This window comes from Streptomyces sp. BK79 (assembly GCF_044142145.1).
Taxonomy (GTDB): domain Bacteria; phylum Actinomycetota; class Actinomycetes; order Streptomycetales; family Streptomycetaceae; genus Streptomyces.
Genome location: NZ_JBHVOC010000005.1, coordinates 277,955 through 291,444, shown reverse-complemented (window position 1 = coordinate 291,444; position 13,490 = coordinate 277,955). Strand labels below are relative to the sequence as shown.

The following is a 13,490-nucleotide window of genomic DNA, read 5'->3' as shown; positions in this document are numbered from 1 at the left end:
GGTACCTGTGAGCGGCGGCACGCCGGTGACGGCCCCGCATCCGCACCTTGATGCAGTGGGAGAGGGAATGGGACTTCGTGAGTCGGCCCGGGTCATGGCTGCCCGGTGCTCCGCCGAGGTACTGTGCGGCCGCTACCGACTCGACGGCCTCATCGGTTCGGGCGGTGCCGCGGACGTCCACCGGGGTTTCGATCTGCGGTTGAGGCGGCCGGTGGCGGTCAAGGTGTTCCGGCCCGACACCGGCTTCGACGTGGAAGAGGTCTCGAACGACGAAGCGGTGATCCTGGCAGGGCTGGATCACCCCGGTCTCGTCACCGCATACGACGCCGGACAGCACAACGGCCGTGGCTTCCTGGTCATGCAACTGATCGAGGGTGAAACGCTGAAGAAGCGCATCGCCCAGGCCCCACTGTCACCCGCGGCGACGGCCGCGGTCGGCGTCGGCGTCGCGCACGCGCTGGCCCACGCACACGAAGCCGGAATCGTGCACCGAGACGTCAAACCGTCCAATATTCTCCTTGACGCCTCGCACGGCACATACCTCACGGATTTCGGTATCTCCCGCCGATTGGACGCCACCACCCGCACCGCCACCGGGAACCTCATCGGCACCGCCGCCTACCTCTCCCCCGAACAAGTTCTCGGCGGTCCCGTCGGCCGGGCCGCCGACGTGTACGCCCTCGGCCTCGTCCTCCTCGAATGCCTCACGGGCAGGCTCGAGTACGACGGAGGCCCGCTCGAAGCCGCGATCGCGCGACTCCACCGCCCACCGGCCCTGCCCGACTGCCTGCCGGAGCAATGTGCGGACCTCCTTCGGGACATGACAGCCCTGGAGGCGCGGAACCGCCCGACGGCCCGTGACTGCGCCCGCACCCTGACGGAATACGCCGACACTGCCCGACTCGGGCTCGACCCGTCGGCGCCCGTCGTGAGCCTCGTCCCGCGCGACGTGACATCGCGACCTGTCGACCACACGCGTCCGAATCCGCCGGCGGTCGGGCTTCGCCCCGCTCACCACGCCACACGCCCGCGAAAGCGCACCCTCCTCGCGGGCGCGACCGTCACTCTTACCGCCGTCATGGCAACCGCCTTCAGCGTCACCGACGATTCAGCATCACCGAGAGACGACCGAAGCGCGACCAAGGTCACCGATGCCTCCAATGAGGAGACGGCTCCTCCTCTCACCGCGCAGCAGAAGGAGGCGGCCGCGCCGTCTGCCGAAGCAGCACCGTCCACTGCCCGCGGCGCCTCCGTCGGTGCACTCCCCGCTGATGGCACCGGGCGACGCGCCCCCTCCACCGCCCACGGCGCGGAACGTCCCTCCGGCATCGGCATGACCACGCACGACGCCGGAACGCCGACGGCGCGAACCACACCGAGCTCCACGGAGAAGTCTCCCGCCGCAACGCGGAACGGCACGACAGATGAAGCCCCGAACCACCCACCAGGTCAAGCGAAGAAGACGGAGAGTACCGGCGGCAAGGGACCGCACGGCCATGCCAAGCCGCCGGCCGCCGCGGAACGCTGAAGTCAGGAGAGGGGAGGCGAGGTTCTGAGGTGGGCCGGCCTACGTGAGATGGGCCGACTGCCCGAGCGCTGGCTGCCCCGTAACCAGCGGCGCACTGTGGACTCCTCTCGGCGACCTGCACGGGGGTGAAACGGGCGGGCCGACCGGAGCGCTTACGGCCGGCCAGGGCAGGCAAGCCGCCGTGGGCGAACCGGCCCCGCCATGTCCGCCCCTTATCCACGTGCAGGCGAGTATCGGCCGCGGTACGGGCGTTGGAACGCCCCCGGGCCGCGTGCAGCACGATTTGTTCTTACTCGAAGAACTTGAGGCTCCAGCCCGTGTCGCTCGGCGCGCCGGGAACGTTGGCGCGGCTGTAGGTGGTGTTGCCCCACCAGGCGAACGTGCCCGTGTACCAGTACCGGTTCTCCCACGCGTAGGGCGTGCCCTTCGGCACCGCGTGGAACATGGAGGGGAACGACGGGCCCGCGGGCGGGCTGGTGTTGATGTCGCCGTCCAGGAGCACGAAGGTGTGGTGGCCGGGTCCGTCGACATGGAGCGTGGGGTCCCAGCCGGGCATCATCGTCGCGCGGTGAGAGCCGAACAGGCAGCCGTTGGACTTGTACCAGTCCCACACGTACGTCGGATCGCCGCCGGCCCGTAGCCTGAGATCGGCGATGCAGTACTGGTCACTCCAGCTGCCGTTGGCGGAGTACGTGATGTGCAGCTGCCCGTTCGGGTCCTTGATGGGCTCGGGTCCCTCGTTGATGAAGGGGTTGCCGACCACCCTCTCCCACGGCTCGCGCGGCTGCGAGATGACGTGCCGGGGGCCGGTCGGTGTGGTCGGGCTGCTCATCCGGACGATGTAGAGGTTCTGTTCGACGTTGGTGTCACCCGCCCAGCCGGACCAGACGAACCAGCGCTGCCCGTTGAAGGTGAACAAAGTCCCGTCGATGGCCCACTTGTCGTCGGGCAGCGCCAGCTTCGTCTCGGCGGTGTAGCCGCTGTCCGGAGAGTTCGAGCTGATGACGTACATCCGGTGGGCGGCTCCACGGCCGGCCGCGAAGTAGATGTAGTAGCGGCCGCCGTCCCGCACGACCTCCGGGGCCCACACCTCACCGAGGCCGCGGGTGTCCGACCAGACCTGACGGGCCGGTGCCGCGGCGAGGCCGGCCGTGGACGGGGCCTGCCGCACGGCGATGCCCCCACCGGTCGACTGCACCGCCACGTAGGTGCCACCTACGCGCAGCACGCTCGGATCCGCGGCGCGCAGGCCGGTCTGGTCCGCCCGAGCGGGTTCCGCGGACGACAGTGACATCACGGCGGCGAGCGCGACGGACAGTACGCACGCGGCGGCGCCGGAAAGACAGCGAGCAAGCTTCATGGTCCTGTTCCATGGTCGTCCTCCGTTTCGTCGCCGCGCCGACGACCGCACCGGGGTGGGGGCGGCATTCGGCCGGCCTCGCTCAGGAGGGAACTTGCAGGGGCTTCCCGGGCCTCGATCCCGGGGGCTCACGTGCTGGAATTTACATCGATGAAACAGCGCTTTTCCAGCATTGCGACGAGTCAGGAACATGTCAATAAGGGCGTGAAGGGCGATGCCGGCGGCGACCCGGGCCAACGCCAGAGTCGTGGGCACGAATCGGGGCCGGAAACTGTTCCACGAACCTGTGCTGGGTCAGCAGGTCCACGGCTCGGAAGGCCTTGACCTGAAGTGCGATCGAGCTTCTAGCGTGGCGTCCATTGATCATCTGACGATGGGAGAAGGCGCTGATGATTCTCGTGACGGGAGCGACCGGGAACATAGGCCGCGCTCTGCTGAAGGAGCTGGACGCATGCGGGGCCGGGCCGCTGAGGGGTCTTACCCGCGACGCTCGACGGGCCTCATTCCCCGAGGGAGTCGAGACCGTTGAGGGCGACTTCGCTGAGACAGCCTCATTGAAGCCTGCGCTGGACGGGGTGCGCTCGCTGTTTCTCGTGTCGCGGATGGGCTCAGATGCCGACCTCCTCGATGCCGCCCGGCAGGCAGGTGTGGAGCACGTGGTGCTGGTGTCGTCCATCACCGTCCAGACCCATCCGCACCTGGGCCCCGCCGGCGAGAACCTGGCCGTCGAACGGCTGGTCAAGGACAGCGGCATGGCATGGACGATCTTGCGGCCTACGCAGTTCGCCTCGAACGCCCTGTGGTGGGCGGATACGATCCGCGAGCGCCGGACGGTCCGGGTGCCGTATGCGGACGTCGGGCTCCCCACGATCCACCCCGCGGACATTGCCTCGGTGGCGCGGGTGGCACTGACCGAGTCCGGTCACCAAGGCCGGACGTATGCCCTGACCGGTCCGGAACGGGTGACGGCCCGACAGCAGGTGGCGGCCATCGCGGCAGTACTGGGGCGGGAGGTGCCTCTCACCGGCACAAGCCGCGAGGAGGCCCACCGTCACCTGGCCGCGTTCTTGGGAGACGAGGCCGCGGACGCGGTGCTCGATGTGACGGGCGGGGACGTCAACGACGAGCTGCTGAAGGTGCGCGACACGGTTTCGCAGGTCACCGGCTTCCCGGCCAGGACCTTCCATCAGTGGGTTTCGGAGAATGCCGCCGCCTTCCGATGAGCCGCGAGCGTCCCGGCGGTCTGTCGGCCCCGTCGTCAGCCCCCGCTGAACCGCCTGGCGATGGCCTCCAGCAGTTCTTCCAGTGCCGCCTCGCGGGTCCGGCTCTTCGGTCGGGCCAGCCCTACCCGGCTCGGCGAGACGCCGTGGACCGGGCGGAACACCACGTCCGGGTGGGAGTGGAAACGGGCCGCCGACGCCGGGGCCAGCGCTACGCAGCCGGCCGCCACCGCTCCGAGCCACTCGTCTGGCCGACTGGTGACGGCGCCGACCCGGACAGGGTGCCCTTTCCGCTCCTCCTCCGCCAGCCAGTGCTCCCTCCAGGCCCCGGTCCCGGCTCCGGCCGCGACGAAGGGCTCGTCCCACAGCTCCCGGAACTCCACCGTCCCGCTGTTCGCCAGGGGATGTCGAGCCGGCAGCAGCACTCCGCGCTCCTCGACGAACAACTCCCGCACGTCCAGCGCTTCCTGTCCCGGAAACGGCAGACGCACCACTGCCGCATGCACTTCGCCCCGGGCGAGGCCGGCACTCGGGTCCGACCAGTCGAACTGACGCAGTTCCACCCGCCACTCCGGCTGCACCTGGCGGAACCCGGCGATGGCCTCGTGGACCGCGCCCACGGCGCCCGCGTCCAGGAAGCCCAGGCGCAGCACCCGCGCCGCCCGGCCGGTTGCCCGTACGGCCTCGTCCCAGCCGTCCAGCAGTGCGGGCACCCGCGCGGCGAGTTCTCGACCGGCCTCGGTCAGCGCCATCCCGGACCGCGAACGCGTGAAGAGCGGTATCCCGAGATCCTCCTCCAAGCGCTGGATCTGCTTGGTCAGCGCGGGCTGCGAGACGAACAGCCTCTGCGCCGCCCCGGTCAGGCTGCCCTCCTCCGCCACGGCGGCGAAGTACCGAAGCAGGCGAGTGTGCACGTCCATGCCACCAGGTTATAGAAGCAGGTATTGGACGGCACTGCGGTGCCCGCGAATGCTGAAGGCATGACCGGTACCCAGCTCGCTTTCCTCGTCGTCACCTCGTTCACCGCGGCCGTCAACGTCGCTGTCGCCGTAGCCGACCTCGCCGGGGCGCGCTTCGTGCTGGCCAACTCGGCGCAGGTGGGTGTGCCCCGGTCCTGGCTGCCCCGGCTGGCCGCCCTCAAGCTGGCTGGTGCGGCGGGCCTCCTCCTCGGTCTCTGCGACGCGGCACTGCGCCCCGTCGGTGCCGCCGCGGCCTGCGGTCTCGTCCTGCTCTACCTGGGCGCGCTCGCCTTCCATGTGCGCGCCCGAGTGCTCTACAACCTTGCGTTTCCCGGTTTCTACTGCGCCACCGCCGCCGCCTCCTTGGCCTTGGCCGTGTCCTCCTGACGGCGGCACCTCCTCGCCTCCCAGGACACCGTCGCCCCTCGGCCCAGGGGCCGCCCCGGGCGTGTCGCCTGCGGGGTTCGCGCAACCTTCCCTGGCTGTTCTCCCTTCCCACTGGTCCGGGCGGGTCGATCCTGCCACTCTCTGACCGCTGGACGTGCGCCCGCGCGCCCAACTCCCGAGTGGCGGAGACCTTGTGACGAACACACTCCTGTCGTACGAGAGCGAGAACGCCCCGCCCCGGGGCCGGACGCTCAGACGAACTCTCCTACCGGCGCTCGCGCTCACCGCCCTGGCCGTCGGTGTCATGCCCCCGTCGCCGGCCGGAGCCGACCCCGCCCCGGCGGCCGCCAGCCCGGGCCCGACGAAGGCCGCCCCGGCGGGCACGGACGGGCTGGACGTGACCCGGGAGACCCGCCCGGTCGCCCCCGGCGCCCGGCTCACCTCGTTCTCCCGCCTGGAGCGGGACAAGTGGCTCCGCGCCGACGCCCTGAGCGTGGACCTCACCAAGGGGACGAAGGTCGACTACCTCGACAGCGGCAGGACGTCCAAGCCGCAGACCGTCAGCGAGATGGCGAAGCGGCACGATCCGGGCGCGGGACGGCGTACCGTCGCCGCGATCAACGCGGACTTCTTCGACATCAACGCCACCGGCGCGGCGCTGGGCCCCGGTGTGCGGGACGGCAGGCCGACGCACTCCGCCGAGCCCGGCGTCACGGATGCCGTCGGCATCGGTCCTCAGGCCGCCGGCCGCGTCCTGGACCTGTACTTCGACGGCACCCTGACCCTCCCCGGCGGCACCGAGCCGCTGCGCGCCTACAACGCGGCGAACGTCCCCGCCGACGGCATCGGCGCGTACAACACCCAGTGGGGCGAGGCCGACAGGGCACTCACCGTCGACGGCGACCCGCGGGTCACCGAGGTCAGCGTCCGGGACGGCCAGGTCGTCGGCGTCACCGGCACGGCCGGCAAGGGTCCCATCGCCGAGGGCACCACCGTCCTGGTGGGCCGCGGCGCCGGCGCGCGGACCCTCGCCGCGCTGCGGACCGGTGACCCGGTGTCCGTGGAGTACCGGGTGAAGACGGACGACGGAAGTCCCGTCCCGCGTACGGCCGTCGGCGGCCGGGGCGTGCTGGTCCTCGACGGGAGGCCGCAGAACTTCGAGGGCCAGGGCAACAACGCCGCCGCACCCCGCACCGCCGTCGGCTTCTCCGCGGACGGTTCCACGATGCACGTGATGAGCGTCGACGGACGCCAGGCGGCATCCGGTGGCGTGACGCTGACCGAGCTGGCCCGCATGATGGCCGAAGTGGGCGCCCACTCCGCGCTCAACCTGGACGGCGGCGGCTCGTCCACGCTCCTCGCCCGCGAGGCCGGGTCGGACGACTTGCTGCTGGAGAACGCGCCGAGCGACGGCTCCGAGCGCCAGGTGCCCAACGGCCTGGCCCTGACCGCCCCCGACGGCAGCGGCGCACTGCGCGGCTTCCACGTCGAGACGGCCATGGACCCCGAGCAGGCCCCCACCGCCGACAACACCCCCGGCGGCCACCCGGAGCGCGTCTTCGTCGGCCTGTCACGGCGGCTGACGGCGGCCGGCTTCGACGAGACGTACGGCCCGGCCGAAGGCGAGGCGCGCTGGCGCACGGAGAACGACCGCGTGCGGAAGGCCGAGGGAGGCGAGGGCCGCGGCAACCGCGTCGGCAAGGTAGACGGCGACGGCGTCTTCCACGCCCGGCGCGCCGGCACCACCACCGTGACCGCCCGCGACGACAAGGCCGAGGGTTCCCTCGAGCTGACCGTCGTCGGCCCGCTGGACCGCGTACGGCCCACCACCGAGCGCGTCGCCCTGCCCGACGCCGTCGCGACGGGCCGGATCGGCTTCGTCGGTCACACGGCGGACGGCACGAGCGCGCCGATCGACCCCGACGACGTGGAACTCGACTACGACCGCGCGCTGTTCACGCTCACCGCCGACCGGACGACGGGTGCGTTCACCGCACGGGCCGCGCGGCCGGACGCGTCCGGCGTCGTCACCGCCACGGTCGGCGGGCGCACCACCCGCTTCGCGGTGACCGTCGGCTCGCGGCAGCAGCGGGTCGCCGACTTCACGGACGGCGCGACCTGGAAGTTCTCCCACGCACGAGCGGCGGGATCGCTCACTCCCGTCCCGGACGGCAAGGAGGGCGCCGGGCTGCGCATGCGGTACGACTTCGGACTGTCCACCGCCACCCGCGCCGCGTACGCGACCCCCGCCGCCGACATACGGGTGCCCGGGCAGCCGTCGAGCTTCAGCATGTGGATCAAGGGCGACGGCAACGGCGCCTGGCCCTCCCTCCAGGTGACCGACGCCGTCGGTACGTCGCACACGCTGCGCGCCGCGCACGTCGACTGGAGGGACTGGCGCCAGGTCACCTTCGCGGTGCCGCAGGGCATCTCCTACCCGCTGTCGGTCCGCCGCTTCTACCTGGCCGAGACCCGGCCTCCGTTCCAGTACACCGGTGATGTCGTGCTGGACGAGCTGGTCGCACAGGTGCCACCGGAGGTCGGCCTGCCCCCGGAGCCGACGGTCGAGGATCCGCTGATCTCCACCGCGGCCGACGCCCAGGGCCGCGACTGGCGTTTCGCCGTCGTCTCCGACGCGCAGTTCGTCGCACGGCAGCCGGACAGTGCCGTGGTCCGGCAGACACGCCGGACACTGAGGGAGATCGAGGCCGCCGGCCCCGACTTCGTCGTGATCCCCGGCGACTGGGTCGACGAGGGCTCGCCTCAGGACCTGGCCTTCGCGCGCCGCGTCCTGGAGGAGGAACTCGGCGACACACCCTGGTACTACGTGCCGGGCAACCACGAGGTGATGGGCGGGAAGATCGACAACTTCGTGGCCGAGTTCGGCCCCGCCCAGCTCACCTTCGACCACGAGGGCACCCGTTTCATCACGCTGGACACCTCCTCGCTCACCTTGCGCGGCGGTGGCTACGACCAGATCCGGGAGCTGCGGACCCAGCTCGACGCCGCGGCGCGGGACCCGGAGATCGGCTCGGTCGTCGTCGTGCAGCACGTGCCGCCGCGTGATCCCTCACCGCAGAAGGCCAGCCAGCTCACCGACCGCCTGGAGGCGGACCTGCTGGAGGACTGGCTCGCCGGATTCCAGCACGACAGCGGCAAGGGCGCCGTGATGATCAACAGCCACGTCGGGGCGTTCCACGCCTCGCGGGTGGACGGGGTCCCGTACCTGATCAACGGCAACACCGGAAAGACTCCGTCCGCCGATGCGGACCGGGGCGGCTTCACCGGCTGGACCCTGATCGGCGTGGACCGCGGCGTGCCGCGCGACGGTGACTGGATCTCGGCCCAGACCCGGGCGCACGTGGACGCTCTCACCCTCGACGCACCCGTTTCGCTGCGCGTCGGGGCCGAGGCCGACGTGAAGGCGACCGTCCGGCAGGGTGAGACCCGTGCGGTGCCCGTCGCCTGGCCGCTGAGCGCGGACTGGTCCGGTTCGAAGGGCCTGTGCGTGCAGGACGGCCCGTCGAAGCGGCCGGACCGCCGCTGCCTGGCCACCCTCGACACCGAGGACGGCAGCATCGACGCGCACCGGCCGGGTCGCGTCACCGTGGCCGTCACGGTGAACGGGGAGCGTGCGGAGCGCGCGATCGAACTCACCCGCTGACGCCGCATCTCGACGTACGACGCCTCCGACCGTTGTCCCGGCCGGAGGCGTCGTCACACACGTCGCGCCGGTCCCGTCGTCCTTCTGGGTCTCGGCCGGTCGTCACGGCTGGGGCCGTTCCGCGTCGGCGGACGAAAGCACGGCCAGGGCGGCGGAGAGGGCAGCTGCGTAGGCGCGGACCGCCTGGGCGGCCGGCTGGCGGCGGAAGCGGAGTCCAACCCGTCGCGGCACAGCACCAGGTCAGGGCTGTGCCGGGCGCGGGCTCCCGCTACTCCGGTTCGCGAACGACGAAATCCACGTTCCCGTCCTCGTCGACCGAGACGGAGCTGTTCTCCCACCAGAAGCGCCAGCCCTTCTCGTCAACGCACTCGTGGACCCGCATCTGGCACTGGTAGCGGGTGGGCTTCCCGACCCCCTCGACGGGGATGAGTTCGGGCATCCGATCGCACCGCCGGGCGCTCAGCTCGTCGTAGTTCCATCCGGCCGACTGGTACACCTTGCGTGCCGTCAACACCCCGGTAACCGGCTTGACCTGGTACTCGGCGGTGGTCCACAGGCCCCCGTCGATCCTGGTGAACCGGACCTCCCACACCACGTCGAGCCCTTCGTACGTCACCGTGCAGCGCTGGGACCTCTCCTCGCCCCGGGCGGGGACGGCTGTCTCGCACCTGCCGGGACGGACGTCGCCGACGGCCCCGGCCATGCGCACCGTGTCGTACATCAGACCGCGCATCACCTTGTCCGTCAGGGAGGGGCGCGGTTCCTCCGGGGGCAGGGCGGCGTCGATCTGCTCGCCGGTGAGGTCTCCCGGGGGGTCGTTGCGCGGCGCGATCTCCACCGGCAGCCGCGTCCCCTCGACGGCGGGTGAGGCGGGTCTGTTCTCCGCGGCGCAGACGGACGGCGGCTCCGAGCAGCCTCCGACCAGCAGTGCGACGGCGCAGGCGGTGAACACCCCGACGGCAGGTCTCATGCAGCCTGGGTACCACGACGCCGCCCACGGGGTAAGGGGCCTTCGGTTCCGACGATCGGCTGTGCCGGTCGGGGGACGTTCCGTACGCCGGGACACGCTCAGGGCTTCTCGCCGTGCGCGTACGGGCCGAGGAGTCCCCGGAACGCGGCGTCGCCAGGGGGTTGCAACTCCTGGGTGTCCGCGCCGCGTTCGACGAACGGTGTGCACGTGACAGAGGTGCGGCCGGAGATGCGGTGGGTGCCGAGCGTACGGCCGGTACGGGCCTCCAGAACCCGCACCTCGTACCGGCCCTCGTAGTGGGAGATCTCCCGGCTCGCTTCGGCGGGCAAGTGGTACCGGCACACCTTGAGGAGCTTGCCCAGCCCTTCGTACCGGGCGCAGGCGACCAGTTGTACCCGCTCGGGCAGCGGCGTGAACGGGTCGGCGCGGTCGTAGCCGCCACTGCCCTCGAACTGGTGCAGCAACCCGTTGACATGGACGACCAGAGGGCGGGGCCCCGAGGCCGACACACGTGCCGCCCGGGGGACCGGACGGCTCCCGCCCTCCTGGCACAGGCCAGCGAACGAGAAAAGGTCGAGGCGCGTCTCCGCCTGGCTCTCCGGCGCCGGGACCGTCGGCGTGACGGGCCGTCCGGAGGACCCCGGGTCGACGGAGAAGGCCGGCGTCGCGGCGTCCGCGTCGGTGTCGCCGTCGCCGCCCGAAGGCCGTCCCAACCACCCGATCAGGACCGCGACCACCGTCAGGACCACCACCCCGGCCCCGTAGTGCACCCGTCGAGACACCGTGCTGGCCCCCTTCCGGCGTCATCGCCCGCCGCTCCCCCTCCCCCGGTGTGCCCCGGGCGGCGGAGGCGGTGGGACCACTGTAGCCGGGCCCGGCGGACGCCCATCAGCCCCGGCGCCTGGGTCCGGAAGGCAGGCCGATCGGCGGTGCCTTGTGGGGAGTCAGGTGGTCTGCGTCTCCCACTGCTGGGAATCGACACCGTTGCGGGCCACCAGGCAGAGCGCCGGTGACCCGCGTTCTGCCGCATGGCGGAGAGCCGGCACCCGCGCTTGTGCCGGCCGCCGGATGGGTCAACGGCGGATGCGGAGGGTGGCGGCACCATCGGTCAGCCACGTCACCGGTGGGCGGCTCCGGCTCGGAGTCGGCGGCGCCTGCGGCGGAGGACAGCGGCCAAGTAGACGATGAGACTCACTGCGGGAAAGATGCCGACGAGTACGTAGGCCAGGAGATCCGGCGAGAGGCCGTCCAGTACGTCGGTGTTGAGGCCCACGACGAGGAACAGCCCCAGGGCGAAGAAGGCCGAGCAGCCTCCCGCGAAGGTGGCGATGGTGCCCGGCGTCAACGCGTAGCCCTCAGTCTTGGCCGTGACGGCGTCCATCCTGGCGGTGACCTCCGGAACAGGTGCCCAACTCGGACCTCGCTGCCTCATCCAGATCTCGCGCAGTGCGCCCAACTCGGCATCGAGAAGGCGCACTTCACGCTCATTGAGGTGGGGCAGCCAGAGCCTGCGGCCGTCGCGGTCGTAGAGGGCCACGACTCTCTGCGGCAGGTTGTGCTGAGCCGCGCCCGGAACGCGTTCGATCCGTATCCCCTGCACGTCCTTCCAGGCCACTCGTCTGGTCGCGAACGCCGTGCGGATCAGGAGGTGGTCCTGGTGGACGATCGTCACCGCCCGCCGCACCGCGGCGGTCGTCCAGACGGCCAGAAGTGTGAGTACCGCGATCACGAGGACGGTGAGCCACAAAGGCGCCTCGATGTCCAGCACGACCGACAACGCTACCGCTATCAGCAACGTGGCCGCGGGAACGAGGAATTCGAGAGCGAACCCGCTCTTCATGCCGTACCGCCGCGGACTCGGTTCGTCGGTCATCGGCTGCTCCCGCCCTTTCGCCGCCCCGCATGCCCGCTGCCTCGAACGGGAACGGGCGATGTGGTGTTCGCGAAGCGCTCAGCTTACGGACGGAAATCACACATTCCAACGGTCCGAGAGCCGCGGCACCATGGGCTGCGGCGACGCCTGCCTGATCGTCTCCGGCCGCCGCTGCCCGCGAGAGCTACAGGCCCACGTCGCGGCTGCCGATGTCCTCCAAGGTCTCCCGTCGGACCAGGAGGCGGGCGTGTCCGTCGCGTACGGCGGTCAGGGGTGGACGGCCGACGAGGTTGTAGCCGGAGGCCATGGACAGGTGGTACGCGCCGGCCACGGGTACGGCGAGCAGGTCACCGGGGTGCACGTCGCCGGGGAGGTCCACGTCGGACGCCAGGACGTCGCCCGCCTCGCAGTGCCGGCCCACCACGGTCACCCGGGCCGGGCCCGCGGCGCTGCGTCGGCCGACGAGGCGGGGTGCGTAGCGGACGCCGTACAGGGCGGGGCGCGGATTGTCGCTCATGCCACCGTCCACGGCCACGAAGACGTGATCGCCCGTGTGCTTGACGGCCAGGACGCGGTACAGGGCGACTCCCGCCGGACCTGCGACGGCCCGCCCCGGCTCGATGACCAGGCGTGGGCGCGGCAGCCCGGCGGCGGCGCACGCGTCGGCCAGTTCCCCGCGGATCCCGCGGGCCAGTGCCGTCAGGTCGAGGGCCGGTTCGCCAGGGCGGTAGGCGATGCCGTGTCCGCCGCCCAGGTCGAGTTCGCGCAGGACCAGGCCGTGTTGTTCGTACAGCCTCGTCATCAGGCCGACCATGCGCCTTACGGCGACGAGGTACGGTTCGACGCCGGTGATCTGGGAGCCCAGGTGGCAGTGCAGGCCGGTCAGCTCCAGCTGGGGCTGGTCGAGGATGCGGGTGACGGCGTGCTGGGCGTACCCGTCGGCGATCGACAGGCCGAACTTCTGGTCGTCCGTGCCGGTGCGGACCTTCTGGTGTCCGCCGGCGCTGATGCCGGGCACCACGCGGACCATCACCTTCTGGTGCCCGTCGGGGCCCACGGCAGCGGCCAGCCGCGCGATTTCCGAGGGACTGTCGATGACGACACGCCCCACGCCCAGGCGCAGGGCGGTGTCGAGGTCGTGCGGGGACTTGGCGTTGCCGTGCAGCACGATCCGGTCGGGCGGGAAGCCGGTGGTGACGGCGAGTTCCAGTTCGCCGGCGGAGCAGACGTCGAGGCCGAGGCCCTCCTCGTCGATCCAGTGAACCATGGCCCGGCACAGGAACGCCTTGGCGGCGTAGAGGATGTCCGCGTCGGGAAAGGCGTGCCGGTAGGTGCGGCAGCGTTCGCGCACCTCGGCCTCGTCGAGGACGTAGACGGGGGTGCCGAAGCGGTCGGCGATCTCGGCGAGCGGCACGCCGCTCACGGCGAGGTCGCCCGGTGCGGGCTCCGTCGTGGACGCGGGCCACACCGACAGGTCGGCGGCACTGGTCCGGACCGCGGGTACGTGGACGGTGGTCATGGTGCGCGTC

10 protein-coding genes and 1 pseudogene are annotated in these 13,490 nt (G+C 71.4%); 4 read left to right on the top strand and 7 right to left on the bottom strand.

The window, feature by feature from the left end; translation table 11 throughout:
- The first annotated feature begins 67 nt into the window (after window positions 1-67).
- Complete coding sequence (locus tag ACFIF2_RS08590; RefSeq protein WP_395571926.1) at window positions 68-1,528, top strand: serine/threonine-protein kinase; 1,461 nt, start codon at window positions 68-70, stop codon at window positions 1,526-1,528.
- Window positions 1,529-1,655: 127 nt separating this feature from the next.
- On the opposite strand, the pseudogene ACFIF2_RS08585 reads toward ACFIF2_RS08590, so the two are convergent.
- Both ACFIF2_RS08585 and ACFIF2_RS08580 read right to left on the bottom strand, forming a co-directional pair.
- Window positions 1,656-1,808, bottom strand: a pseudogene (locus ACFIF2_RS08585) (helix-turn-helix domain-containing protein); the annotation flags it as partial.
- Between the two features lie 9 nt (window positions 1,809-1,817).
- Window positions 1,818-2,888, bottom strand: a complete 1,071-nt coding sequence (locus tag ACFIF2_RS08580) for a glycoside hydrolase family 43 protein (protein WP_395571925.1) — start codon at window positions 2,886-2,888, stop codon at window positions 1,818-1,820.
- 389 nt (window positions 2,889-3,277) lie between these two features.
- Between ACFIF2_RS08580 and ACFIF2_RS08575 the strand changes: the two genes are divergently transcribed.
- Window positions 3,278-4,111 carry an SDR family oxidoreductase gene (locus ACFIF2_RS08575; protein WP_395571924.1) on the top strand — a complete coding sequence of 278 codons (834 nt, stop codon included), beginning with the start codon at window positions 3,278-3,280 and terminating at the stop codon, window positions 4,109-4,111.
- Between the two features lie 35 nt (window positions 4,112-4,146).
- Here ACFIF2_RS08575 and ACFIF2_RS08570 read toward each other — a convergent pair whose 3' ends face one another.
- The gene (locus ACFIF2_RS08570; protein ID WP_395571923.1) at window positions 4,147-5,028 is read right to left on the bottom strand and encodes a LysR family transcriptional regulator; all 882 of its coding nucleotides are present in this window, start codon (window positions 5,026-5,028) and stop codon (window positions 4,147-4,149) included.
- Between the two features lie 60 nt (window positions 5,029-5,088).
- Between ACFIF2_RS08570 and ACFIF2_RS08565 the strand changes: the two genes are divergently transcribed.
- Window positions 5,089-5,454 carry a DoxX family protein gene (locus ACFIF2_RS08565; protein WP_395571922.1) on the top strand — a complete coding sequence of 122 codons (366 nt, stop codon included), beginning with the start codon at window positions 5,089-5,091 and terminating at the stop codon, window positions 5,452-5,454.
- Window positions 5,455-5,758: 304 nt separating this feature from the next.
- Window positions 5,759-9,118: a phosphodiester glycosidase family protein gene (locus ACFIF2_RS08560; RefSeq protein WP_395571958.1), complete on the top strand. Its 3,360-nt coding sequence runs from the start codon at window positions 5,759-5,761 to the stop codon at window positions 9,116-9,118.
- A gap of 268 nt (window positions 9,119-9,386) precedes the next feature.
- On the opposite strand, the gene ACFIF2_RS08555 is transcribed toward ACFIF2_RS08560, so the two are convergent.
- The 4 genes from ACFIF2_RS08555 to lysA form a co-directional block, all read right to left on the bottom strand.
- Window positions 9,387-10,088, bottom strand: coding sequence for a hypothetical protein (locus ACFIF2_RS08555; protein WP_395571921.1), 702 nt, complete (start codon window positions 10,086-10,088; stop codon window positions 9,387-9,389).
- A 98-nt stretch (window positions 10,089-10,186) separates the two neighbouring features.
- Window positions 10,187-10,870: a hypothetical protein gene (locus ACFIF2_RS08550; RefSeq protein WP_395571920.1), complete on the bottom strand. Its 684-nt coding sequence runs from the start codon at window positions 10,868-10,870 to the stop codon at window positions 10,187-10,189.
- A gap of 335 nt (window positions 10,871-11,205) precedes the next feature.
- A complete protein-coding gene (locus ACFIF2_RS08545; RefSeq protein WP_395571919.1) occupies window positions 11,206-11,961 on the bottom strand; it encodes a PH domain-containing protein in 756 nt (251 codons plus the stop codon).
- Window positions 11,962-12,145: 184 nt separating this feature from the next.
- Window positions 12,146-13,480 (bottom strand): diaminopimelate decarboxylase, encoded by a 1,335-nt coding sequence (lysA, locus tag ACFIF2_RS08540; RefSeq protein WP_395571918.1) that lies wholly within the window; start codon window positions 13,478-13,480, stop codon window positions 12,146-12,148.
- Window positions 13,481-13,490 lie beyond the last annotated feature (10 nt).